Below are 22814 nucleotides of genomic sequence, written 5' to 3'. Positions count from 1 at the left end.
GTATGACCCCTGCATGGCTCCGGGCGGCTTCTGGAGCGGTATCTGACCTGGTGCTCCGCAACGTCAGAGGATCTCTGATGAGCAAAGAGCACCCTAGGTCAGCTGCTGCTATGTGAGATTCGGGTAGCAGAAGTGATCTGAGATTTCCTTAGATAACCGCATGTCACTGCAGGTTATATGCCCTTGCGCTACATACGATCTGACTAGATAACTGAAGCAAACCGAATGTATGGGTACTAGTTATAAGCTAATATAAGCTTATATAAGCTCCCATATGGGAATAGGAGAGGGGAGGGACATGACGATCACTGCGATCGCGAACCTCAAGGGCGGTGTCGGAAAAACGGCGGTCGCCAACGGGCTCTCGCATGCCGCAGCCGGAATCGGTCGAACGGTACTGCTGGTCGACGCGGACATGCAGGGCAACTCCACGAAGCACCTGACTGGCTACACGACATCCGAGCCAGCGCCGAACTCGCTCGCAGATGTTCTCGACCGTCAGACGGATCTGCCGGCTCGCGATGCGATCGTCGCGGCGCGGCGCGAAGCGATTCATGTACTGCCGTCGGGGTTCGCTGAGCTGCAGGCCGTCTCAGATCAGCTCGGCACCAAGCCCGGGGGAGAGATGTCCTTTGCCCGCGCTCTCAAGCCGGTCTCCAGCGACTATGAGCACATCCTGATTGATTGCCGCCCGGCAATTGACCTCGTGTCCCGGAGTGCCCTGTACGCCGCCGACAACGTTCTGATCGTCGTACAGCCGGAATCGGATGCAGTCGACGGCCTCGATTCAATACGCGAGGCTCTCGAAGACCTGGCTGAGTACATGAACAAAGTCCTCCCGATCGCAGGGATAGTCATCAACAAGATTGATGGCCGCCGCAACGATCACGCGGAGATCGTCGCCTACCTCAAGGAGTACGCAGCTGAGGACGGTATCGCCCTGCTTGGCGACCCGATCCCGCAGAAGGCGGATATCTCCAAGCTAACCAACGTTGGTATGGGATTCGATGAGCATCCAAGCCAGCCGGTCTGGTCCCGCAACCTGCATAAGAACTTCATCGAGATCCTGGAGAAGGTGGCCCTCTGATGAGCGCAATTCCCCAACCCTCCCGACCCGCCCCTCGCTCGCGCAACACGTTCGCTCAGGCAGCGGCAAAGACGACTGCAACGCCCGAAACTGTTGAACCAGAGGCCGCCGCAACGCCGTCTGCCGCACCCGCAACAGCCGCTCGCTCCGCAACATCGCCTGCAACATCGCCTGCAACGCCGCGGCAACGCAAGGCCGCATCGGCGCCGGTGAAACCGACTTCGGAGAAGAAGCGCAAGGCTCAAACCACCGACATCCTGCTGTCGCTGGAAGAAGAACTGAAGGACCGCATGGTCGCCGCACTCGAACACACCCGCCCCCGAACCGGGATCAAGAGCCAGCAGGTGTTCATCCGCACCGCGATCGACCAACTCTGCACCAAGCTCGAAACCCAGTACAACAACGGCGAGCCCTTCCCCGCACCCGCCGACGAGATCGCCATATAACCCCTATGGGCAGGAATTCGCTATATGGGCTATATGGGCTATATGGCGCAACGTTGCGCAGAAGCGAAAATGGCACCTGCCAGCACAAACAGCATTGCGTAGCAACGGCCGCAACGGCCGCAACGAGAGAGACCCCGCCGGGGCCTAGCCGGCGGGGCCTCATCGACCGGGACCCCGTGGAAGGAAACCCCGATCTATGAATGACCTTAATCTCAAGGCCGCACGAATCCAGCTCCGCGCCCTGATCGCGGCCCTGGTCATTGCGATCCTCATTGCGGTGGGCATCACCGCCGGCGCGTTCGTCCTGTCCTTCGCCGTGCAAAGGGACCTCGCATTGCAGGCCGGGATCCCGCAATACCTCACCTGGATCTTCCCAGCCATCGTCGACGGCGCAATCTTCGGCGCAACGATCTCCGTCGTTGCGCTCAGCAAGATCAGCGGCAGCGCGGCGGGGAAGCGGTTCTTCCTTTGGCTCGCCGTAGTCGTGGTCTTCATCAGCGTCTTCGGCAACGCCTACCACGCACACCGCGCCGGAGAAGCCGCTGCACGCAACGTTGCAGCCGGTATCGAACTGGGCTACACCCCGCTGACACCGACCGGGGCCTCGCTCATTGCGATCATCCCGCCGCTGCTGGTTTTGGCGTTCACCCATGGCGTGGGCATCCTCATCCGCGCCATCGGCACCGCCCACAGCGAGTACTCCGCGGTCGTGAACGCCGCATCGGCGGCGCCCGCGACCGTCGACCACACCCCCGAGCACAACGCCGAGGCCGAGACCGTCCACGATCCCGCCCCGATGCGCCATCAGACGGAGTCTGTTGCGCGCGCCCACGACGTTGCGCCGGTATCGGCCGTTGCCACCGCGCCGATTGCCGAGGCCGCCGACTCGGCGCCGCGAGCGACGTCGGCCGTCGCCGCCGCGGAGCTGGTGTTCGAGGACCAGACCACCGTTGCGGCCGCAGTGGAGCCTGCCGTTGCGGCGGCCCCGGAACCGGTCGTTGCGGACGCTGACAGTGTTGCCGAGGTTGCGGACCTGGGGGAGCGGGGCGTTGCCCGCAACGCGCTGGACGAGGACCGCAATGCGCTGGACGAGGACTCCCAGGAGATCTACGTGTTGCCGGACGAGGAGCAGACCATCGAGAACCTCCTCGACTTCATCGACTCCTGCGATGATTTCGAGCCCGTCGTCAAGGACACCGCCCGGCTGCGGATCACCGAGAACCTCAGCTACGCGGAAATCGCGGGGATTACCCGGGCCAAGGCGGCCTCCACCGCAATGCGCCGCTTCGACAAGGTCGCGCAACGCGCCGTGGAGGCCGGATTCCGGACCCCGCCGCTGCCCGAGGTCGACGACGCAACCGATAACCGCAATGCGGCAACACCGGACCTGCAATACGCGTTGGTGGGGGCACGCTGATGTCCCGCCCGGGCAAGGGCGGCGACGATCAGTTCGCGCTCTTTGACCTGACCGCCGGCGAGGCGGTCGAGGGGGAGGTGTCGACGGACCCCGGAGCGGCAACAACGACCACCGAATCGGACGTTGCGGTGCAACACTCACCCGTTGCGGACGCAACAGGAGCCGACGTTGCACGGCAGGGAGTCGGCGATGAAGCAACGTCGGAGGAGGACGCAACGGACGCTGGTGTTGCCGACGATGCAGCCGAGTCGGTCGCAACGCCGACGCCGGTGTGGGAGTCGTTGCCGGTGGGGGAGGAAGCGGATGGGCATGCGTTGATCGTGACCGCCGACGGGACGTACACGCCGTCCGGACGGGAGCTGACCGGTCCGGTCGATTCGGTCGAGAAACTCGACAAACTGATTCGCTGGGCCTCCCTGACACCGCTGGGTGCCCCTCCGCAGGTGTGGATCGTCAACCACGGCGCGTGCGAGGCATTGGGGTGGGTGATCGATCCGGGCAGCGAAGACGACTTCGACGACATGGAGGCGCTGCGTACCCGCGCCGCCTCCGATCTGACCGCCGTCCTGCAGGCCACCCTCACCCCGATGCTGAACGCTGGGTGGGAGTTGCGTGGCGATCCGGGGCACGTGGTGCACCTGTCCCGCAGCATCGGCAAGTTCACCTCGATGGTCGATGTTGTGATCGAGCCATACGTGTGGACCTACTGGAACAAGGACTTCGGCTGGAACAACCGGGTCGGCGAGATGGGCATCCTCGGCTCACCCACCGCCGGAACGTATCTCCCGGACGACGACCTGCCGGCCGCACGTGAACTGGGGCGCCGGCTGGCCTGGTCCGCGAAACACCTCGGCGTGCTCCCGGGACCGACCCCGGCCCGCACCGGCGCCGCGATCCTCGACAAGATCAAGCGCGAACGCACCCGCTCAGGCAAAGGCATCGTGGTGGCAACCGCCGGCCCGGTACCACCGCTCGACGGGCCCCCGCGCGGCGACCTCGAACCCGCGGTCGGCTGGACCCGAGTACCCGACACGCAGGATGTGGACGGCACGAGCCGGTTGGTGTCCATCGACCAACGGGCCGCCTACCTGGCCTCGGCCGGCATGTTCGAATTCGGCTACGGGCAACCCCAACTCCTGACCGGCGGGGCGGCGGCCGCTGCGGCGGTGAGGGACAAGGGTGCCCCGTTCGGCCTGTGGCGGATCACCCTGCCGCCCGGGCAAACACTGTCACTGCCCGAGAAACTCCCGTTGCCGCACCCGCACATGCTCGCGGACCAACCGGTGCAGACGTGGGTCACCTCGGTCAGCCTCGACGCCCTGCGGGAACCGGTCGCGGATGGGGGGATCGGAGCCGACCTCGACGACCTCGACATCACCGAGTCCTGGGTCTACCCACAGCAGGGCCGGACGCTGGACAAGTGGGCGAAAATCCTGCGCGAGGCCCGCAAGACCGCGGTGGACACCGACGACGAAGCGACGAAACGATTCATCGGCTCCTGCTACAAGGGCCACATCGGGCGGATGGTCAACCCGGACATGTGGACTGCCAAGCAGATGCAACACCACCACCAGCCGCTCTGGCGCGCGGCGATCATCGCGCACTGCCGGTGGCGCGGCCGCCGCGTGGCAATGCGGATCGCCCGCGAACACGGCCGCTGGCCGGTCCGCACCGTCACCGACTCCTGGGTATACCTCCTCGCCGACGGTGAGGACATCGCCGACCCGAGCGAGGCGCTGGGGAAGATGTCAGTGGAGAAGGACATGGTCCTCATCGACACGCTCCTGTCTGACCTCGCTTCGGCCGAGGATGTGCACGATGTGAATCTGGCGATCAAGGCGGCATTCGCCGACGAGGACGAAGGGGAGGGGGTGCTCTGATGGCCCTGCATCTTCCGAAGCCGCGCACCAAGAAGCCCGCGCAGGAGGCGGTCGGCCTCGACGGACTCAAGGTTTCCGTCGCCAACGCCGCGACCAGCGGTGTGGAGAAGTCGAAGCAGGTCAAAAGTGGGGGACTGGCAGGACTGACCAGCAAGGTCTCGGTGAAACAACTGCGCAAAGAGCTCGGCAACGAGGGCCTGCGGCAGGCCGCGATCGATGCAGGCCGCACACCGCCGTCGGACCGCACGTTGCGCCGGTGGGCGCAACAAGGCCGCATCCCCCACCCGGATGTCGTCGAGCGAGCCCAACGCCGCGCCGCGATCGAACGCCTCGGGGGCATCGACGCGGTGGCTGCCAAGATCGGCCGGTCCCGCTCCGCCGTCTCCCGATACCGATCCGGGGAAACGAACGAGTTGCGCGCTGACGCCAGCAAGAAACTCAAGAACGTCAAGGCCGAGGACATCATGAAGCGCGCCGGCGTACTGCGCCCGGACGGAACACCGAAGAAGGCGGTCATCCGCGTCAAGGGCGGCGTCATGGTCCGCAACGGAGCCGACGAGGGATACGACTACCGAGTCCGCACCCTGGATTTCGAGAACTCCGACACACCCTTCACCAGTGAAGAGTCCCGCGAACTTGCCGCCGCGTTGGCAAACGACGATCACGCCCGCGTCGTTGCACTGCTGGAGCGGCACGCCACTCTCGACTACCCCGAGAACAAGGGCTTCGACAAGTACAGCGACCAGTTCGGATTCCACTTCGACCACATCGACTCCGTCCACATCGACTGGATCTAACATCCAGCCGCGGCCTCCCAGGCTGGGCAAACTGAGTTATCCACAGGGCTGCTGGAGATTTCCGCGCCAACTCACGACACTGTGCCCCTCACCTCGACGTGGGCATGGCCGGCTGGGACAAGCGGTACTGCCTACCGACGGGTGCACCACCACTTGTCCGCCGGGTAGATGAGGTATCGATGCCTGCCACACGTCCGACCGCTCGCCGCGTACTCGCCGCTGCGGTGACCGCGACGGTCGCCACCGGAACGGCAGCGCTGACCGCCCCTGCTATCGCACACGCAGACCCGGCGGGGTGCGCCGCCACATACAACCTGTTCATCCCCGGAACCTGGGAAACCAACGAGACCGCGGACCCCTCGGTGCCGGTGGGCATGCTCAAACCGATCGCCGACGCCATCAAGACCACCCAGGGGGCCCGGGCCGAGGTCTACACCCTCCCGTACATGGCCCGCGCGTTCGACAATGGCCACACCTACGCCGACAGCAAGTCCGACGCACGCGCAAGGGCAGACAGCGTGCTATCCGATGAGGCAAGCAGGTGCGCGCGAACGAAGTTCACGATCACCGGCTATTCCCAGGGCGCGGACGCGGCCGGTGATCTGGCCTCCGCCATCGGCAACGGCAACGGCCCCGTCCCACCCGAACGAGTACTCGCAGTCGGACTGTTGGCCGACCCAGGTGCCGGCACCAAAGGCGCCGCTGTCGTCGGTCCGCGCTCGACCGGGACCGGCATTGCCGACCCGCGCCCGCAGGGGATGGGCAAACTCTCCGGACGCGTCGCGTCCATCTGCTACTCCGGCAAGGACCTGTATTGCTCGATCCAGAAGGGCTCGAACCCCCTGCTCGGATCGCTCGGCTCCATCCTGAGCAAGTCACCGAGCACCGGTACCGATGCTGCCGCGGCAGGCGGAAATTCGACCGTTGCTACCGCATTGACCTCGGACTTCTCCAAGGCTGACCTACCCGGGATCGGCGCGAACACCACGTCGTTGGCGCAGCAGAGCAGCGCGAGCACGATCGACGTCGCCCAGGTCGCGAAGTCCGCCACCTCGTTGATGAACACGCTCACACCGGTGGCCGATCTGATTGCGAGCGGCGCCGCGAACTCTGCAGCCACCACCCAATTGACCACCGCAGCGCCCGGCACGGCTGAGCACGCCGCCGGCCAGGTCCTTGGCGCCGCCTCGCAAGCAGATCTGTCGAGCGCACTGACCACCGCGGCGAAACTCGCGGACACCGCGTCGTCGCTGGTGCAATCGGGGACCACCACCCTGCCGTCCGCCTCGCCGGACGCGACCGCATTGTCGACCGCGGCCGGGACACTGAGCACCCAGGTCGCACCGCTGGCCGCCACGCCCGCCGACGCGCTCTCGTCCGCATCGAGTGTGCTGTCGGTGCTCAAACCGAGCGTCGTCGTCGGCCAGGCGCTCAATGTGGTGACGAACGTGACCGCCCTCGACCTCCCCGCCATCCTCCGCAACCTGACCCTGCTCCCGCAGAAGGTCGCCGCCCTCGACGCGCGCGGGGCACACCAGATCGCGGGGGAGCTGAACAACCTTTTCTCGCCGTTGGTCCGGCTGGCCGCGGGTGTCGACCTGCGGTGGGTCTCCCAGATCCTCTCTGTCATTCCCGATCCGACCGGGTACACGCAGATCGCCGCACTGGTGACCTCGATCCTGGGGAACGTCGACATCGTCCGGCTTGCCAACCTGGTCGGACAGATCCAGGAAATCGCCTGGGCGGCCGTCGAAAAGCTGCTCCCGCCCCCTGGGCAGATACCGGACCCACTCGGTGCCGGAGCGGCGATGACCGGACTGCTGCCGGTCGGTCTCGACCTCGCCTCCGTGGCGGTGAACATGCTCAGCGGGAAAGCCACCAAGACCGACGTGGCACTCCTGGGCAAACAGTCGAACACTGCCTCCAATGCGATCACCACCCAAGCTCAGAACGTCGACCTGCCCGGCCTGACCGGATCGTTGACCACGATGGCCAGTTCCCAGGGCGCAGACGACCTCGCCGCCCTGGTCGGAGAAGGACTGAACGCCGCGAGCTTCTTCGCCTCCGGTGCACACACCGACTACGGAAACCTCGTCGTCGACAACGCCGGCCGCAGCGCCATCAAGTGGCTGTCCGACTGGCTCAACCTGCAAATAGGCCGGGCCGCGTGACCTGCCTCCGATACCGAATCTGCACGTAGAGAGGCGAACTGTCATGACTACCCACCGATCACACAATCCCGCCGCACGGTGGGTCTGGTGCGCACAGTGCCGACAACGCAGCTACCTCGCTCGCGGCGACGCCAAGAAGGTCCGTAAACAGCGCCACCACGGCGCCAAAGGACTCGCGGTGTTCGCCTGCCCGCACAACCCCGGCCAGTTTCATGTCGGCCTCCGCCCAGCCGCGCTCGGCAACGGCACGCTCACGCGAACGCAGCTGCGCCGGAACCAGCTGGGCCTGTTCACCGACGGCGCGGCCGCGACCAACTGAGGAGAACTGATGGCGAACAAGTTCCGGGCGCTGGCCGGCGGCTCCATTCTGGCCGCTGCGGCGCTCGCGCTCGTCGGCCAGCAGAGCGTGCTTGCCGTCGTCACAGACATGAACACCACCCTGGCTGACGTCTTCACGGTGGCCGACACCGAAGAGCCTGCACCTGCCCCAACAGATGCCCCACCAGGCCTCGACCAGCTGAATGCCGCGCTGACCGTTGTCGACGAACTTCCCACAGTGCCCGGATACGACCGAGACTGCGGCAAAGGGAACGGCTGCGTCTTCGGCACATCCTGGACCGACAACTACACCGGCCCGGACTCACACAACGGCTGCGACACCCGCAACGACATCCTCAGAACCCAGTTGATCGACGTGCGATACAAGCCGAACACCCATGACTGCAAGGTCATCTCGGGCACACTCAACGACCCCTACACCGGTACCACGATCGCGTTCTCGACCGAGAAGCCCTCCGCTGTGCAGGTCGATCACGTCTATCCCCTCGCGAGAGGATGGCGAGCCGGAGCCGCCACCTGGACCCCGGAACAACGCGTCGCCTTCGCTAACGACACCGCCTCGAACTTGCTCGCATCCGAGGGCAAAGCGAACCAGGCGAAATCAGACCAGGGGCCGGACACCTGGCTACCCCCGAACACCGCATTCAGGTGCGAGTACGCGCAGAACTACCTGGCAGTCGCCGCCAAATACCACCTGGCCGTCACAGTCGGCGACGTCGACGCAGCACGTCGTGAGTGCACTCGGTGACCAGCCGAATATCAACAACGACACGAAGGAACTTCAGATGATCCTCAACGCCGATGCAGTCCACCGTGAACTCCCTATCGACGAACAATGCTTTAGCGCGCTGAGAAACCGCGACCTGCGCCTGAGTCGCGCCGATAGAAAGATTCTTTGTCGTGTAATACGGCAAAAGGGGAGTGAGGCGTACTTCGTCGGTGGGCTGCTGGGACTCGAGATGGTTCTCTTCATACTGATTGCAGGGGTTCTCATGACGTTGGGCGATGACCTCGATTTACCGGTCCTCCGAAACCTCGCCGTAATCGCTCTGTGCGGAGCCGTGGTCCCCGCTGTCATGCAGATCCTCCGGTCGGTACTTCATTCCTTCAGACCGATCCGCACCTGGCTTACCCGCCGCGCCGAGCTTGCCCAGGACCGCGCCGAACACGTGTTGTCCGAGATCTCAGGACGAATTGCACACGCGACCGACTGACAGGGATTCCCCGAAACACACCCGGACCCACCCAGCCGATAGAACTTGCAAAGGACGCCCGCGGAGGGTCGATCCTGACTTCCCCCCACGAAGTTGATGTGTGCCATGCTGAGGGCACAGTTCGTGAAAGCTTGGGGGAGGCATGGCTGTTCAAACACTGACGCGATCCGGCGGAAGACATGGCTGGACGATCCGTTGCGATCTGTGTGAGCACCGGTTCACCGCCGCAGTGGCTGGCAAATCCGACGCGTGCAGCTTCGCGCAGACCAACGGGTGGATCATCGACGGCACCACACGTTGCCCAATGTGCGCGGCAACGCAGTCGGCGACCGACCAGGATGAACCTGCGGCCGGGCCGCAGGCGGAGCTGTGGTGAGGTAGACCAGTCGTCAGCGAAAGGGGAGAGGCGATGGGGGAGTCCAATCGGTCGGGGCAGGTACTTGTCATGGTGTCGTTCTGGTGGAGTCGCGGAGACGAACTCGCCAACCACCAACTCGGGCAAATCCTGACCCGAGCGGGATGTTTGGACGGGGAGATCACCGACGCCGCGGCCGTCGATCGTGCCCTGCGTGCAGTCGGTGACGAGCCGGCACTTGTGGCTGAGCTGGACGAATGGTGGCAAATGGTCGCGGCCCGCCGAAGCGACAACACCACACAGAATCCTGGTCTCAGCCTCGGCGGTTCGATCCGGTACCTCACCGACCGCCTGGACGCGGACCGAGTTACCCCGGAGTCGATCGAGGAATGCCGCCGGCAGATCGCAGCTCTCGATACCCAGATCGTCAGTGCGAAAGACCTGCCCGAACTGGCCCACCCCGATGCCGAGATACTCTCCCTCCTCGCCCGCTACATGGAGGCGCGGTCACGGGTATTGGCAATGACTTCAACGTGATCCAGTCACACGGGTAACAACTTGTGTTGAAATCGGTGGCAGCTTCGTGTTCTGTAGGCATTGCGGGATCCTCCCCCCCGAGCCCGCAATGGCCGCTCAAGCCTCCCCTTGGCATCTGAGCGCGCCGGAAGCGCCCCAGTCTGGTTACCAGCTGGGGCGCTTCCTATGCCTTGTCGATCAGCCCAGCCGAGCCCCTCATGGGACGAACTGGAGCCGGTGATCATTCGTTTGAGCTAGGGAAATGACACGTCCCCTTCACTGCGTGTCAAAGTCGAGAGGAGACGATGCGATGACGAGCGCCGCTGATCCCCGCCGGGTGAGTATCACCGAGGAAATTCACTCTCGGCTGTTCTCTGACTACAAGCGCCCATCACGACCCGGCCCTCGTCGACCTGAAACCGCCGGCGACGGGCGCACTTCGCCCCAAAGGGTGGAAGGCCGCTCGCGACGTGATTCGCAGGATTTGCTGCCTCGGTTGTAGTTTCGATGGCGGACTACCGCGCTCTGTGTGCGGATGCCGAGGCCGTCAGTTTGAAACACACCGGAGGCTGGCGGGCCGGGCTCACCCTGATCTGTCAGCGATCGAAGTTGTCTGGATTTGCCCACCGGTCCGCTTGAGGTCGGGGCCGACGCACGGAGGTATCCGAACTGTGGTGCCGCATAGGCTGGGGCAGAAGTACCGGTGTCCGCCACGTGAATGAGCGGCACTGCGTCTGGTACACATCACAGGCATGAAGCTGAGAAGTGTTTCCCTTGCGGTGTTCGCCGCTGTCCCGGCGGTAGCCCTGCTGACTGCCGGCACGGCTGCCGCGGCACCGGGAGATGTCGCCCTGACCGCCACAGTCAGTGGAAGCACCGTCACTACGACGATCACCAATAGCACTGGTGCGGACGTCTTCTGCATGATTTACGGCACGAAGCCGGGAACGAACCCCGAGGTGGACCCGATCACGTTCTCAGCCGGGTTGGGTGATTGGCTTGAGGGTGGCGCTCTCGATCCCGTGAAAATCCCCGCCGGGGGCGGTCCGCTCGCCTACCCGGACATCCCCGTGGGTGAGTACCAGGTCGACTGGGCGTGCGCGAACAACTATTCCGGTGAACCTGGCCACGAGGAATGGGGAACGCCGGGGGCGATTAGCGCCTCTGCGACGACACAACCCGTCCTGGTCACTGTCAGCGCTGTGCCTGCGCCAGCTCCGGCTCCCGGGAGTGGGTCTGCCTCAATTTTCGGTTCCTGAGAATCAAGGCATCTGTTCCCGTGTCGCCCAACGCTCACCCGGTTTGAACTCGGTCCCTGAGCACGGTGGTACGTACAGCGTCGTATCGCAGTGGCGACAGAAGTACGTGCGATGCCCGCCGTGCCCCGCGCTGGCGCACCCGCAGACCTCCCACCCGACCAGGCACGTTCCGCCGATCAAATCGTGACCGTTGGGGCACTGGTCAGGGGCGGTTTCTGTGGACCTCACCTTCTGATCTTCGCACATATGTTCGACTTTGCTGCTATGCTGGTTATGCCCCGGTCCGGAGGGAAGCCGGCCGGGGCATAACTCCAGTTCAGAGACGTAAACGCGACGCCGGCGGTCTTGTGCCTATCGGGCAGGTCGGTACCGGGTTTTCCGCTGTCATGCGCCGCCGGTTGCGGGACCTGCTCGCCCTGCTCGGGAGGTCGACGAGCCCACTGGCCGCATCGTTGGCGTATGCGGCAGATCCGTGGATTCGCTGGGCCGAGGCGAAAGTCGTTGTCGATGTGGATTTTCGGGAATTCACCGGCGGGGGCCTCCGGCATCCCTCGTTCAAAGGGGTTAGAGCAGACGTCCCGCCTCGCGATGTCAGGCGCAGCTCTCTGCAGTAGGCGCCACAAGTCACGACCAGGCAGCTCTGCATCAGCGCGTCGCTAAGATCGGCTCGATCGCCGACTTCCTTCAGTGGTTCGACAACACCACCCACGCCGAAGCGAACTTCGACGAGCACGGCCCGACCGTGCTCCGCGGCGATGGGCGAATGGACCTGACCGTATACCCGGACGGGCGAATCGATCTGAAGTTCGACCCGAAGAAATCAGACCAACAGCAGTAGACGGACAGGCATCGCCGCCCGGTTCTGCCGCCCGGTTCTCTCACTGCCCGCGATCAGTTCCCGACATACCGACCCAGGGGGGAGGGGACATGTCATCTCCCCAGTACTCTGCGCTCATGTGTCGCTCGAAATCACACGGAGCCCGCCGGTGCCCGGGGTGCGGTAGTTACAGTGCCGCAGCGAAAGCGAACGCGAACCGCCGGCACGGCCGTAACGCCCGGAAGAAGGTCGTCGACCACCTGAAAGAGCAAGGGATGGTCGAGACAGCGGCCGCGGTGCAGTCGGCGCCACCGAGCATTCTGCCGGAGTTGATGGCCGCGTTGGGCATCGACCAGTCGGTGCTGGGGGACACCCCGATGCCGAGTGTGCACGCGAACCCGCCGTCGGCGAAACTGCTGATCGCCCACGCCGAGGCCGAGCGGGCGAAGTTGACGGGCCCGCAGATCACCTCGGCGCAGGCCGCTCTCGATGAGGCCGAGCAACGCCTCGCCGACGTCGATGCCGAGGCCGAGGAAGCCCGCAAGGCGGTCAACCGAATTCGGGCCCGACTGAGGAAGGCCAAGAAGGCCGTCGAGGACGGCACCGGCTCACCGTCCGACGTCGCAACGAAGCAGCAGGCCCTCGACGACGCCAAGCAGGCGCATCTCGACGCCAAGCGCAGGCAGGTCGAGGCCCGGGAAGATCTGGCCGCGGCGAAGTTCGGGATGCGCGACGACATGGCCACTGGCGCCGAGCGTGATGCGTACTATGCCTCGCTCTCGGATGACGAGGTCGATGCGATCGCCCGGTCGGTGAACCGCCGCGCCGCACCAGAAGCCGCAAAGGCACTGGCCGAGGGCGGACAGCCGACCCTGTCATCGACACCGCGGGATACCAGCGTCTACAACGCCGGCACCATCGCGATGGAAACCGGGTCCGGTGTCACCGAGGTCGAGGGCCGTGTCCTCGATGGCGGCACCGCGATCTACCGGCGCGGGTCCTCGGATTTCATCATTCTGCAGCGCAAGGGCGACGCCTACCATCCAGTGGGCCAGGCCACCGGCAAGAACGATGCCCTCGCGAAGGCCAACTGCATTCCCGTCCTGTCGGAACCAGAAGCGCTACCCGCGAACGCCACCGAGCTGCAGAGACAGGCGCACGCCATGAAGGGAGACGTGGCACTCGAAGTGGCGCGTCGAGCTGCCTCAGGTCTCGCGTCCACTCCGGCCGCGCAGCAGGCGGTCATCGACGAGGAGATGGCCGAGTCGAAGGACAAGTTGACCGATTCCGCCGGTGGAGGCCCGGTCCGCGCAGACATCCACGACGGCATCAAACGGCACCGGCGGACGTTGCGGCAACAGTCTGCAGTAAAGGCTGGCGAGCAGGCGCGCGCGAAGGCCCTCGCCGATGGCGCCAGCAAGGCGGAGGCCGACGCCGCCTACGCCAAGGCCCACCGCCGGGCACTCGGTATACCGACCCTCGGTGGGGGCACGATTCCGCATTTCGACCACGAGATCCCTCCGCAGAGTCTCGGCGCGGACAAGCACGCCAGCCTCTGGCGGAGTGGAATCCGCGCCTACGGCAGGGAAACTGCCGACGACTACGCCGTGATCGCTCAGCGGGCCGGTGACCTGAAGTCGTGGGGCTTCCAGGTCGGGCCGGGGGGCCATGTGCAAACGTCGAACATCGGCGCGCTGACCACCTCAAACACAGCGTTCGTGCAGAAGGTATTGAGCTACAAGGAGCGCAGCGCACTGACGACCTACACCGGTGGCAGCTACCGCTCGATCAACGCCGCCATCACCGGCCGCGACGCCAACCCCTCTGGACACGTGAAGACCGTGGTGTCCCAGCTGGACTCAGCGTTCGACAAGTTCCGTGAGCACAATCCGAACACGACACCCATGACACTGGTTCGCGGCACGCAGATCCCCAGCGGGTGGAAGGGCACCACCGAGGAGTACATCGACTCGACGTTTACCGTCGGTTCTAGGATGGAGATCGGCAAGGTGACCAGCTTCAGCACCAACCACAGCACCGCCCACAACTTCGCCGGCCACCCGCCGTACATGATGGTCGTCCGCACCCGCGACGGACTTCCCGTCAAGTCCATCTCCAACTACTCGTCCGAGGACGAGGTCGTCTTGCCGATGGGTACCAACCTGCGGTGCGTGAAGGTCGACCACCACGGCATCAGCGGCCGGCCAACGGTGTACATGGTCGCCGAAGACCTCGTCGCCGAGGCCGAAGACGGCGGCAGCTCCGCCACGAAGGTCGCCTAAATCCATATTCAGCAGCCAAAATGACACGTCCCCTCCTCGAAGGGGCTGACGGAAGGACCCCCACGATGGCCGCACTCAACGACGAGCAGCTCGACGAGATCCGTCGGCACCTCGACGAAGGCATGACCCCAGACGCGATCGCGGACTACCTCGGCCGCGTCGCCGACCTCGATCTCATGGACATCGAAACTGTCCGCACCGCCGCCAACGCCATCGCACGAGGACAGACCCCATGACCGTGACACCGTCGATCGACCAAGACGCGACACCGACCGAGGGTTTCGCCATCCGGTACGCCAACGCACTGACCGGCCTCGCCGCCGGCGACGCCTGGGGATACCAGGTCGAGTTCACCAGCTACGCACAGATGCCGGCCTACCCGGTCGCCCCACCGGCCGGGACCTGGACGGTCTCCGATGACACCCAGATGACCATTGCCCTTCACCGGGCTCTGGCCGAGGTCCCCGACTTCGCCGACATCGAGAACGTTACCGACGCCATCACCCGACAGTTCCTGCTGTGGCAAGTCGACCCCGACAACACCCGCGCCCCAGGCCGCACCTGCATGACGTCGCTGCACAACCTCCGCGCAGGCGCCCGCTGGTACGACAGGGACGGGGCCGTCGAATCCGCCGGCTGCGGGGCCGTGATGCGCCTGGTCCCCACCGCCTTCGCGCCCGAACCGTATTGGTTGGGCCTGACCGCCCTTCAGGCCGTGATCACCCACAAGCACCCTCGGGCCGTCGTCCCGGCGCTGCTGCTCGCCGATGCCACCCGCCACGCCCCGGCCCAGCGCGGACAGTTCCTCGAACATGCCCTCACGACCGCAGCGCAGATCTACAACGGCACCAGCACCTGGACCGAGGACCCCTACCTACAGGACGTCCTCGCCCCGATCGCAGGGGACGTGTCATCTTTACTGGTAGATGGCTTGAATGACGACGTGGCCGACGCGCTGATGCGCGCCGCGGACAGTCGGGACCGACTGCAGGATGTCGAGCCGGCAAGCTACGGCGACCCGTGCGCCGGCATAGGTGAAGGCTGGGAATCGGCCAGCGCCGCCGCCCTGGCTCTCCTGGTCGCCGACATGGCTACCGCCCCGGGCGACGACGTTCCCGCGCTGACCGGCCCCCAGGCGCTCGCCTTGGCCTCGACGAGCAACGGCGACTCCGACTCCATCGCCTGTATCGCCGGCGGAATCATCGGCTCCGCGCACCCTGAGCCCGACTACTGGGCAGCGAGCGGACTCAATCCGACTTTCGAACCCCGCTACGCAGAGGAGCTCGCCGCCGCAGCGCGTCAGGGGACGTGTCGTCCGCCCTGGTAAAACGCGGTATCGGCGAGCCGCCGCCAGCTCGTTGATCGGGATTCGCTCCAGCGCTCCGCCCGTCGGCACGACCTGTGCCGGCGGGCATTTCGCTATCTAGGCGGCGTCCCAGTCCGCCCAGCCGGTCGACCTGTCGAACGTCTCGTCCCGCCCGGAGGCGCCCCTCAAGGTTTGACATCACAGCGTTACGCTGTAAGGTAATTCTTGAATGAATCACGAAGACAAAGGGGGAGCCGCGATGTACGACCTGCCGATGACCAACCTGCCGGCCGCGCTGGCGCAGATCGACAAGGCCAACGCCCGCCTGGCGCGCAACAACATCGCCGACCGGTTCACCTACGTCCTCGACCCCTACGCCCGCGAGGAGACCAACGCCCTCGGCATCACCACCGCGCAGCAGCGGGTGCGTCTGAACCTGTCCGCCCCGCGGATCGGGTTCGACGGCTGGGTATTCGTCGCCCGCCTGGTCGAGGAGGAGGCCGGCTACGTGACCTTCTGCGCACCGGGGCAGAACCTCGATGGCTGGACCCGCCCGGACACCCCGCACTGCGACTACTGCGGCAAGTTCCGCCGCCGCGCCAAGCTGTACGTGCTGCGCCACAGCGACACCGGCGAGATCAAGCAGGTCGGCGCCAGCTGCATCACCCTGTTCCTCGGGGTGAAAGTCGCCGGACTGTGGACCCTCGAATACGACCTCGACGAGCACCTGCCCGCACTGGGCGGCGAAGAATGGGGCGAACCGGCGGCAACCCGTGGAGATCGGTCGCTGCACAAGCTCGACACCATCGCCCTCGCACTGGCCTTCTCCAACGGCGGCCGCGGCTACATCGCCCGCGCCCGGGCCCGCGACCGCGAGATCCCCGCGACCGCAGACACCATCGCGACCGCCGTGTGGGGTCTGCAGTTCATCCGCAACAGCGAGGTCCGCCGCGAACTCGAAGACGGCGTGACCGAGGCCCGCCGGATCCGGGCCGATCAGCCCGAGCTGATCGACGCTGTCCTGGCCTCCGCCTCGACCGTCGATGCGGCCAGCGACTACGGGATGAACCTGCGCACCCTGCTCGCCGGGGACTACGTGTCCGCGAAGTCGGTGGGTATCGCCGCATCGCTGGTCGCGGTCTACGCCCGGCAGCAGCAGCAGCTGCAGGCCGAACGCGCCACCCTCGTCCCCGGATTCGTCGCCCCGAAGAGGGCCAAGGTCACCGACCTCGACGCCACCGTGACCGTCTCCCGCATCATCGACGGCCACTACGGCGCCAAGACCCTGCTTGTTCTTCGAACCGAGGAAAATCAGCTGGTCAAGTGGTTCGCCACCGGGCTGCGCGACTTCGAGCCCGGCCAGCGGGTGCGGATCCTGCGCGCCACCGTCAAAGACCACGAAACGTTCCGCGGCCAGGACCAGACCGTGGTCACCCGCGCCAAGCTCGAGGACCTCGAACCCGCCGCGTAGCGCACACCTCAGACACGGCGCGGCAGACCGGATCACCCCGGCCTCCCGTCTCCGCCCCCGGAAGGACTCCGCCCATGCCTCCAATGATTCGCCCGCACTTCAGTTACAACGACCCCACCCTCACCTCGCCGGAACCGGGCAAGGGCCTGGTTCTCGAAGTCGGCCTGATCTTCTCCCGCCCCGGCATCGGCCCCAAGGGCGGTGGCCAGTACGGCGGCATCCCCCTGTCTGTCGGCCCCACCACCACCCTGTTCCGCCGACACGACGGCATCGAAATGCGCCTGCCGAATACCGATTTGCTGCTGTGGCACACGCCGTTCCTCACACAAGCCCACTACCGCGGCGTCACAAGCCTGCACCGACGCCCCGGTTGGGAATGGCTGACATGGACCCTCGCCGACCACGTTGCCTACGACGGCCGTCGCAGCGGTCCCCGCACATGGCGTCGTCCCCGTCGCCGACGGGGAGGCCTCACCTCTGGTGATCGTGCCGTGCGGTGGACGCAAACGCGACGAGCCAGCCCCCGCTGGAGCCCTCTATACCGGCTCCTACCACCGACTTTGCCAAGAGGCTGCCCGCCGACTGGCACCCCTCGACAGCATCCAAATACTCTCCGGACTGCACGGCTTACTCGACCTCGACACAGTCGTCGCCCCGTACGAAATGCGCCTCGGCCGCCCCGGCTCCGTCACCGCCGACACCGTCCACGCCCAGGCCGCTGACCGAGGACTCCTCGGCGCCCCGGACGTCGTCGTGCTGGCGGGGCGGGACTACAGCCGGATCGTCACCGCCGTGTGGCCGCACGCCCGCACTCCGCTGGCCGGCAGCCGCAGCATGGGCGAACAGCTGCAGCGTCTCGCAGGAATCGCCGCCGGTGGAGGTCTCGACCACACTGGCCTGCATCAGAAGTCGGCATGACCCAGACATGTGGGTATGCCGCGCTACATTGCCCACCGGGCAACTCATGCCCGGTCTTGGTAGGGAGGAGACAAGAATGCTGAACGTTGCAATGCTCGCTCTGGGGGTGGCGTTTCTGGGCGGGGCGCTGTATCCGCTGCTGGGGGTCGTGCGGAGCTGGAGTGATGGGGATCGATCCAAGAACCAGGCGACGGTCGCAGCCATGTCGCTCGTCGCCCTCTATGGCCTGCTGTTCCTCTACTCCGGGGTGGCAGGGCTTTTCGGCGCACGACTGTCCGCCACAACCATCCTCGCTTTCTTCGGCGTAACGGTGTTGGTCGGTACGGTCTTCGCGGTGGCGAGCTTGTACTCGAAACGCCGCGCATGGTCGCTGGACAACGAACTGCGGGCCGCATCTGGCCGCCCCGACCGCCGTCACTGGATGCCGCCGCTGTTGGTTGGACTCGTGTGGCTCTTGGGCGGATTCATCGCCCAGTTCGGCGTGCTGCTCCTGGTGGCCAGCATGAGTATTGGTGAAAGCTCGCCTGAGACCACGACGGACGACCTCGGCGCGACCGTTGCGATTGTGTTCATGGCTGCCGTCATGGTGATCGCTGCTGGTGCTGCGGGCACCCAGAAATGGCGGCTGCACCGAGAAGAGAGCCGACTGCAGGTATCTGACCGCATGCTGGCGCAGCGAGGACACGGAGGCGGAAGTGGATGAATGAAGACGACAACATCGCGGCGACCTCCCTGGACTGGTCCACGGTCGTCCTGAAGGAATCCGAACCGCCGCCGTCCCGCCCAGCGGAAGACGGGCTGATGACTGTGTTGCTCGGCGTCGTCGTTCTCTCGATCGGCGGAACCATTCTGACGGCGATCCCGCTGCTGTTCGCCGGGGCAACGGTCGCGCTGGCAGCCTTCGCGGACGTCGAGGTGAGCTTCCTCACCGACCACTCCGACGCCTTCTGGACACTGGCCGGCGCAACCGCGGCGACAGTCCTCGTGGGGGCGCTGCAGTGGGCGGCATGACAGCGATCGGCGCAGCCAGGAACAAGCGAAAGCCCAACGAGATCACCGGCAACCGATTGGCCGCTGCACCTCACGAGGTGCGCGAACTCATGAGTGACGCTGTCCTGACCGTCGAAACGATCAAAGATTCCCGCGTGGCGAGAAGGTTTGTTCACCGACGTGGACCTGCGGGCGGCTATCTGGGACATCGGCTCCCGGGTTCTCGCGGCCACAGAACTGCATGACGCCATCACCGCGGCGGGCGAATCCGGTAACGGGCGCGCTTGCGCCTGAGGACGACCAGACCTACGCACTGTCGTGCGCCCGAATCGCCCACGCAGTCCAGGCGTTGCGATGTGCGGCCGAAGCAGTAACGCGGCTGTCGGCCGAACTCGCCACCGCGGATGCGCTCGCACAGCAGGGCGCCGAGCGTGCCGAACGAGCAGAACAGGCCGCAGGGCGAATCGGGCGTCTGGTCGCGGCGCAGGCCACCACCCCGACGACGCCGGCCACGGCGGTCACCGACCGCAGTGAGACGATCACCACCCGGACGCTCGCATACAGGGAACTTCGTCAGGCCTGACCTGGGATAACGAAACCCCAGCCCCTCCCAGGGCTGGGGTTTCGTCTGTGTTGGGCGAGGCGAGGATCACGTCAGCCGATTCGGTGGACCACAGACGCGCGGGGACGTGTCATCACTGCAGTTCAAACGGTGTTACTGGCGCAAACCGCGCTTCCCGGTGAACTACCGCGCAGTGGTGCGGGCGTCGACGAATCGGCGGATGACCTTGTCCCATCCCATCGACTCGAGGAGTTCCGCGGCGGCGACCCGTGAGGTGAGTGACCGCATCACGGCGATGTCGAGATCGCCGCTGATGCCCAGGACATCGTCGAGGCGCAGGCAATCGACGTATCCGTGGTCCGTCCAGGGTTCGACGTGGCCGTCCCAGTCCGCGGTGTCGGCGTACGGCCCACCGAGACGCAGCTTTCCGCTGCGGTGGATCATCACGTACCGGGGAACCACCTGCATCGCCTCGTCGGCATTGGCCAAGGTCACGTCGGGATCGGCGGCGGGATCTGCGCTCGCTAGCCGGCGGTCGTAGGACGCCGTTTTGACCGTCGCGACCTCGACCAACGCCCGCACATAGACCCATCGAGCCCGCTCGACCGAGTCCGCCCACGCCGATTCCTCATCCGCGCAGGAGAACACGTTCTCGGCCGAGGTCCGGATCAGCAGCCTCGTCCCCACCCGTTCGTGATCGGCAACCAGGTCCCCGTCGACGACGAGTTCGTCGTCGTACTCGCGGACACCGGTGATCGCCGCCACCGCGAGCACCTCGTCGTCCGGCGCGGTGACGAACAGTTCACGCTCGGAGCCGACGTTCTCGGCATCACCGGGAAAGGGGCCGCGACCTCTGGCGAACGCTTCGGACTGGGTCAATCCGGCCCGAAACCCTGCCTCGGTCACCCCCAACGGATGATCGCGCACCACTCGCAGGTCACCGAGCCGAACCCTCAACGTCACAGGTCGATCCTCCCCAATTCATCTCCGGCACACCGCCGGAGCACCGTTAGATGATAGCTATTGACCTGCGACGATGCCTCATCAGTGTGGCCTAACCGAAGTGAAAAAATGTGGGCCGAGCTCCGCTTCTCGAACTCGGACACGCCGATGATCGTGTCCTCACTCAACCACCTCAGGAGCACCCTTTTCGTGTCAACGACGCGGCCGAACCCTTACTTCCCCAGTAGGGTCGCAGGCATCTGTTCGACCGACCGAGGGGGACCGGTGACGGGTTCTGCGTCCGAAAAGATCATCTCGCCCGCATCACGGGCGTTCTGGGACCGCAGTTTCGCGGGCCGTCGCGCGATGTTCGAGGAGCTTCGTCAGCGTTCGCCGATCGAGTTCCACGCGGAAACGGCCGGTCCGGGCTTCTGGTCGGTCGTCGGATACGACGACGTGGTGGCGGTGAGCCGGAACCCGGAGGTCTTCTCCTCGGCCAAGGGCTTCACCATCGACGACGTCCCGGTCGAGATCCTCGAGTTCGCCATGTCGATGATCGCCATGGACGACCCCCGTCACCGGCGTCTGCGCGGCATCGTGCAATCGGCGTTCACCGCGGCGTCGGTGCGGGGCATCGCCGAGCGGGTGCGCGGCTACGCTGCGCAGATCGCCGCGGACCTTCCCCGAGATGCCGAGTTCGACTTCGTTCCCGACGTTGCGACCCGGTTGCCGGTGCAGGTGATCTGCGAGTTGCTCGGGATCCCGGAGAGCGACCGGCCGATGATCCTGGCCGCGGCGGCCGACGTCATCGCCGGAGGTGGTGATCAGGAGTTCGTCACCGCACCCGGCGGCGCGGCCGGCCTGGGCCAGATCTACGGGTACGCCCTCGAGCTGGGCGAGCGACGCAAGACGGATCCCGGCGAGGATCTAACGTCCCGGCTGGTGTCGACGGTGGTCGACGGCGAGACCCTCACACCGACCGAGTTCGGTTCGTTCGTCATCCTGCTGATCACGGCTGGTTTCGAGACCACCCGGCAAGCATTGGCCTGGGCGCTGCATCTGCTCACCGAGCACCCCGACCAGAGAGAACTGCTGCTCGCCGATTTCGCCGGCCACATCGACAACACGATCGACGAGGTGATCCGCTACGCCTCGCCGGTGCCCTACATGCGGCGCACCGCGACCGTCGACACCGAGCTCGGCGGCGCCCACATCGCGGCGGGGGACAAGGTCGTCATGTGGTACCTGTCCGCGAACCACGACGAACGCATCTTCGACGGTCCGGGCCGGTTCGACATCACCCGCGCGAACGCAGGCAAGCATCTCGGTTTCGGCGCGAAAAACATCCACCACTGCCTGGGTATGAACCTCGCACGGCTGGAGCTGCGCGTCATGCTCGAAGAACTGTTCACCGCCCATCCCGCCCTCCACGCGGTGGGCGAACCGGAACTGCTGCTCTCCGCGTTCATCAGCGGCATCGATTCACTTCCAGTCCGGACACGTGACTGACGGTGCCCCGAGGCGCCACCTCGACCACCGGATAAAAGAAGCCTGACCTGCGAAGATGACATGTCCCCTCCGCTCTGACTCCAAACGGGACATCGAAGAGTCACCGGGGTCACTCGCTCACTCCGGTATCCGACTTCGGAGAATCGTCTAGCGGCAGAGTCTCCGAACGCCGAAACGCCCCCGTCCTCCCAGCGTGGACGGGGGCGTTCCGGGGTCGGGAGAGACAGCCGGCGGGCAGGGGCATGTCATCTGTGCAGCTCAGGGTAGAGAGTCGAACTCCAGTGACATCGAATGCGGGCGAACGCCAATCACTCTGAGCGTCGGCGCCGAGGCTTCTGCACATCGGTGCGCGCGCCCTGCCCGGGTCTGTTGTTAGCCCACTCGATGACTTCGCCGCGCTTCCACAGCGGCGTTCGCCCGATCTTCTCGACCGGGGCCGGCGCCTGCCCCCGGGCGACATACGAGCGCCACGTCGAGGCGGAGATCTCGGTGCCGGACTCGGCCTTGATCAGGTCGATGCACTCCTGCGAGGTGAG

Annotated in this window: 23 protein-coding genes; 21 read left to right on the top strand and 2 right to left on the bottom strand. The window is 65.6% G+C overall.

Annotation, left to right across the window (positions count from 1 at the left end; all coding sequences use genetic code 11):
• Positions 1-298: 298 nt before the first annotated feature.
• The 20 genes from CJ179_RS49670 (at position 299) to CJ179_RS53635 (ending at position 19848) form a co-directional block, all read left to right on the top strand.
• Positions 299-1087 (top strand): ParA family protein, encoded by a 789-nt coding sequence (locus CJ179_RS49670; RefSeq protein ID WP_054247826.1) that lies wholly within the window; start codon positions 299-301, stop codon positions 1085-1087.
• Positions 1088-1296: 209 nt separating this feature from the next.
• The gene (locus tag CJ179_RS49665) at positions 1297-1533 is read left to right on the top strand and encodes a hypothetical protein (protein WP_054247827.1); all 237 of its coding nucleotides are present in this window, start codon (positions 1297-1299) and stop codon (positions 1531-1533) included.
• A 196-nt stretch (positions 1534-1729) separates the two neighbouring features.
• On the top strand, positions 1730-2950 hold the full coding sequence (locus CJ179_RS49660) for a DUF2637 domain-containing protein (protein WP_054247828.1): 1221 nt from the start codon (positions 1730-1732) through the stop codon (positions 2948-2950).
• Positions 2950-4830: a hypothetical protein gene (locus CJ179_RS49655; RefSeq protein ID WP_257016426.1), complete on the top strand. Its 1881-nt coding sequence runs from the start codon at positions 2950-2952 to the stop codon at positions 4828-4830. Before CJ179_RS49660 ends, CJ179_RS49655 begins: the two co-directional genes overlap by 1 nt.
• Positions 4830-5627 carry a hypothetical protein gene (locus CJ179_RS49650; RefSeq protein WP_095866411.1) on the top strand — a complete coding sequence of 266 codons (798 nt, stop codon included), beginning with the start codon at positions 4830-4832 and terminating at the stop codon, positions 5625-5627. The genes CJ179_RS49655 and CJ179_RS49650 overlap by 1 nt, the downstream gene beginning before the upstream one ends.
• A gap of 179 nt (positions 5628-5806) precedes the next feature.
• Positions 5807-7798 (top strand): cutinase family protein, encoded by a 1992-nt coding sequence (locus CJ179_RS49645; RefSeq protein ID WP_095866410.1) that lies wholly within the window; start codon positions 5807-5809, stop codon positions 7796-7798.
• A 43-nt stretch (positions 7799-7841) separates the two neighbouring features.
• Complete coding sequence (locus CJ179_RS49640; protein WP_095866409.1) at positions 7842-8117, top strand: hypothetical protein; 276 nt, start codon at positions 7842-7844, stop codon at positions 8115-8117.
• Between the two features lie 9 nt (positions 8118-8126).
• Positions 8127-8885 carry an HNH endonuclease family protein gene (locus CJ179_RS49635; RefSeq protein ID WP_257016425.1) on the top strand — a complete coding sequence of 253 codons (759 nt, stop codon included), beginning with the start codon at positions 8127-8129 and terminating at the stop codon, positions 8883-8885.
• Positions 8869-9351 (top strand): hypothetical protein, encoded by a 483-nt coding sequence (locus CJ179_RS49630; RefSeq protein ID WP_095866408.1) that lies wholly within the window; start codon positions 8869-8871, stop codon positions 9349-9351. The genes CJ179_RS49635 and CJ179_RS49630 overlap by 17 nt, the downstream gene beginning before the upstream one ends.
• Before the next feature lie 409 nt (positions 9352-9760).
• Positions 9761-10243, top strand: a complete 483-nt coding sequence (locus CJ179_RS49620) for a hypothetical protein (protein WP_095866407.1) — start codon at positions 9761-9763, stop codon at positions 10241-10243.
• A 731-nt stretch (positions 10244-10974) separates the two neighbouring features.
• On the top strand, positions 10975-11481 hold the full coding sequence (locus tag CJ179_RS52440; RefSeq protein WP_095866406.1) for a hypothetical protein: 507 nt from the start codon (positions 10975-10977) through the stop codon (positions 11479-11481).
• Between the two features lie 65 nt (positions 11482-11546).
• A complete protein-coding gene (locus tag CJ179_RS54370; protein WP_373560206.1) occupies positions 11547-12095 on the top strand; it encodes a hypothetical protein in 549 nt (182 codons plus the stop codon).
• Positions 12096-12573: 478 nt separating this feature from the next.
• Complete coding sequence (locus tag CJ179_RS49605; RefSeq protein ID WP_095866404.1) at positions 12574-14580, top strand: ADP-ribosyltransferase; 2007 nt, start codon at positions 12574-12576, stop codon at positions 14578-14580.
• A 65-nt stretch (positions 14581-14645) separates the two neighbouring features.
• Positions 14646-14816, top strand: a complete 171-nt coding sequence (locus CJ179_RS52030; protein ID WP_164709583.1) for a hypothetical protein — start codon at positions 14646-14648, stop codon at positions 14814-14816.
• On the top strand, positions 14813-15907 hold the full coding sequence (locus CJ179_RS49600; protein ID WP_095866403.1) for an ADP-ribosylglycohydrolase family protein: 1095 nt from the start codon (positions 14813-14815) through the stop codon (positions 15905-15907). The genes CJ179_RS52030 and CJ179_RS49600 overlap by 4 nt, the downstream gene beginning before the upstream one ends.
• 208 nt (positions 15908-16115) lie before the next feature.
• The gene (locus CJ179_RS49595; protein WP_095866402.1) at positions 16116-17357 is read left to right on the top strand and encodes a hypothetical protein; all 1242 of its coding nucleotides are present in this window, start codon (positions 16116-16118) and stop codon (positions 17355-17357) included.
• Between the two features lie 405 nt (positions 17358-17762).
• Entirely contained in the window at positions 17763-18275 is a 513-nt protein-coding gene (locus CJ179_RS53645; RefSeq protein ID WP_257016423.1) for a DUF6884 domain-containing protein, read from the top strand.
• A gap of 76 nt (positions 18276-18351) precedes the next feature.
• Entirely contained in the window at positions 18352-18978 is a 627-nt protein-coding gene (locus CJ179_RS49585) for a hypothetical protein (protein WP_095866401.1), read from the top strand.
• Positions 18975-19286 carry a hypothetical protein gene (locus CJ179_RS53640; RefSeq protein ID WP_257016422.1) on the top strand — a complete coding sequence of 104 codons (312 nt, stop codon included), beginning with the start codon at positions 18975-18977 and terminating at the stop codon, positions 19284-19286. The genes CJ179_RS49585 and CJ179_RS53640 overlap by 4 nt, the downstream gene beginning before the upstream one ends.
• Positions 19287-19506: 220 nt before the next feature.
• On the top strand, positions 19507-19848 hold the full coding sequence (locus tag CJ179_RS53635; RefSeq protein WP_257016421.1) for a hypothetical protein: 342 nt from the start codon (positions 19507-19509) through the stop codon (positions 19846-19848).
• 162 nt (positions 19849-20010) lie between these two features.
• On the opposite strand, the gene CJ179_RS49575 is transcribed toward CJ179_RS53635, so the two are convergent.
• Complete coding sequence (locus tag CJ179_RS49575; RefSeq protein ID WP_095866400.1) at positions 20011-20790, bottom strand: hypothetical protein; 780 nt, start codon at positions 20788-20790, stop codon at positions 20011-20013.
• A 264-nt stretch (positions 20791-21054) separates the two neighbouring features.
• Here CJ179_RS49575 and CJ179_RS49565 point away from each other — a divergent pair, with 264 nt between their 5' ends.
• A complete protein-coding gene (locus CJ179_RS49565; RefSeq protein ID WP_095866398.1) occupies positions 21055-22278 on the top strand; it encodes a cytochrome P450 in 1224 nt (407 codons plus the stop codon).
• 308 nt (positions 22279-22586) lie between these two features.
• Here the strand turns inward: CJ179_RS49565 and CJ179_RS49560 are convergent.
• A partial coding sequence (locus tag CJ179_RS49560) for an AlpA family transcriptional regulator (RefSeq protein ID WP_143549087.1) occupies positions 22587-22814 on the bottom strand: 228 nt, incomplete at its 5' end.

Origin of the sequence: Rhodococcus sp. ACS1 (genome assembly GCF_002300155.1) — a bacterium.
Lineage (GTDB): Bacteria > Actinomycetota > Actinomycetes > Mycobacteriales > Mycobacteriaceae > Rhodococcus_F > Rhodococcus_F koreensis.
This window is presented reverse-complemented; position numbering and strand designations above follow the sequence as displayed.